General features: G+C 73.9%; 2 protein-coding genes. One reads left to right on the top strand and one right to left on the bottom strand.

Annotation, left to right across the window (positions count from 1 at the left end; all coding sequences use genetic code 11):
* Positions 1 to 341: hypothetical protein (locus GKQ77_RS32385; RefSeq protein ID WP_219692718.1), on the top strand; the 341-nt coding region annotated here is incomplete at its 5' end.
* A gap of 64 nt (positions 342 to 405) precedes the next feature.
* Here the strand turns inward: GKQ77_RS32385 and GKQ77_RS32380 are convergent.
* Positions 406 to 1756: bifunctional 3'-5' exonuclease/DNA polymerase (locus GKQ77_RS32380; RefSeq protein WP_219692715.1), on the bottom strand; the 1351-nt coding region annotated here is incomplete at its 5' end.

The following is a 1756-nucleotide window of genomic DNA, read 5'->3' as shown; positions in this document are numbered from 1 at the left end:
GCGCGGGGGAGGGTGAAGTCGGCGGATGCCCTCAGGGCGCTGGGGAGAGCGAAGTGGGCGGGCCCCTCGCATGCTTCGAGGAGAGCCTGCGTATTCACGGCGAGTACGAGGACTGGCACGGCGAGTCCCAGGCCCGCCTCGGCCTGGTCCGTGCCCTGCGCGGCCTGACCCGTACCGAGGACGCGACCCGTGAGTACGCCACTCTCCTCGACCGCGCCGCCGCCGTCACCGCACACCGCGGTGACGCCCCTGCGACGAGGGCGCGCCTGTCCCGCCACGGCACGGGCAGTGAGGCGGCGGCCGGGGAGCGGAGGGTCCTGCTTCCGGCGCGCGCCGACTGAGATCGGCGGCGCTTGAAGCGGGGCTCCCTTCAAGCGGGCTCCCTTGAGACGGTCGAAGCGGGGATCACTTCGCGTCGGCGTAGCACTCCACGACCGCCGTCGTGAACGGGAACCGCACCGGCGTCTCCCCGAAGGCGATCCGCCCCGCGAGGTCCCCCGCCTCGCGCACCGCGAGCGCGACGGCCTCCGCCTCCTCGGCGGGGCAGTGCACGATGACCTCGTCGTGCTGGAAGAAGACCAGCTCGGCCCGCATCCCGCCCTCGGCGATCGCCCGCCGCAGGGCCGCCAGCATCAGCAGCGCCCAGTCCGCCGCGCTGCCCTGCACCACGAAGTTGCGGGTGAACCGGCCGCGGGCCCGGGCGTTGGTCGAGGCGTACCCGGGAGTGAACTCCCCCTCGGGAGACGGCAGTCCGTCCGTGAGGAGCGGCGCCTCCTGCGGGATGCCCGCCTCGTCGTCCTCACCGGCCCCGGCCGCCGGCGGACTCGTCCGCCCCAGCCAGGTCCGTACGAGCCGGCCCTCCTCGCCCGCCTTCGCCGCCTCGTCGACGTACGCCACGGCCAGGGGGAAGCGGCGCCGCAGCGCCGCCAGATTCTTCAGGCCGTCGCCAGACGTCTGCCCGTACACCGCGCCGAGCAGCGCGAGCTTCGCGTGCTCGCGATCGCCCGAGAACGCGCGGTCCGACAGCCGTGTGTACAGGTCCTCCTCGCTGCCCGCCACCTCCATCAGGCCCCGGTCCCGGGAGATCGCGGCCAGCACTCTCGGCTCCATCTGGTCGGCGTCGGCCACGACGAGCCGCCAGCCGGGATCGGCGACCACGGCCCTGCGGATCACCTTCGGGATCTGCAGCGCCCCGCCCCCGTTCGTCGTCCACCGGCCGCTGACCGAACCGCCGGGCGTGTACTCGGGCCGGAAGCGGCCGTCGCGCACCCAGTCCTGGAGCCAGCTCCAGCCGTGCGCGGTCCAGATGCGGTACAGCTTCTTGTACTCGATGAGGGGCCGCACCGCCGGATGGTCGATCCCCTCGATCTCCCAGCGCCGCGTCGACTTCACCCTGATGCCGGCCTGCGCGAACGCCTTCACCACGTCGGCGGCGAGATCCGGGCGCACGCGGCGGCCGAACGCGGCGGACACCTCGTCCGCAAGCTCGGCGAGGCGACGGGGCTCGCCACCGCCCGCGTACCGCTCGCCGAGCAGTTCGGTCAGCAGGGCGCGGTGTACGTCGGCGCGCCAGGGCATGCCCGAGGCGTTCATCTCCGCGGCCACCAGCATGCCCGCCGACTCGGACGCGGTGAGCAGGCGCATGCGGCCGGGGTGGGCGGTGGCGTCGTGTCTTCGCTGCTGCTCCCCGTACACCTCGACGAGTTCTTGCAGGGTGACGGGGGTGCCGCCCGGGCGGGGCTCGAAGAGGGAGTCC

The organism is Streptomyces anatolicus, assembly GCF_019400875.1.
Taxonomy (GTDB): Bacteria; Actinomycetota; Actinomycetes; order Streptomycetales; family Streptomycetaceae; genus Streptomyces; species Streptomyces anatolicus.
This window is presented reverse-complemented; position numbering and strand designations above follow the sequence as displayed.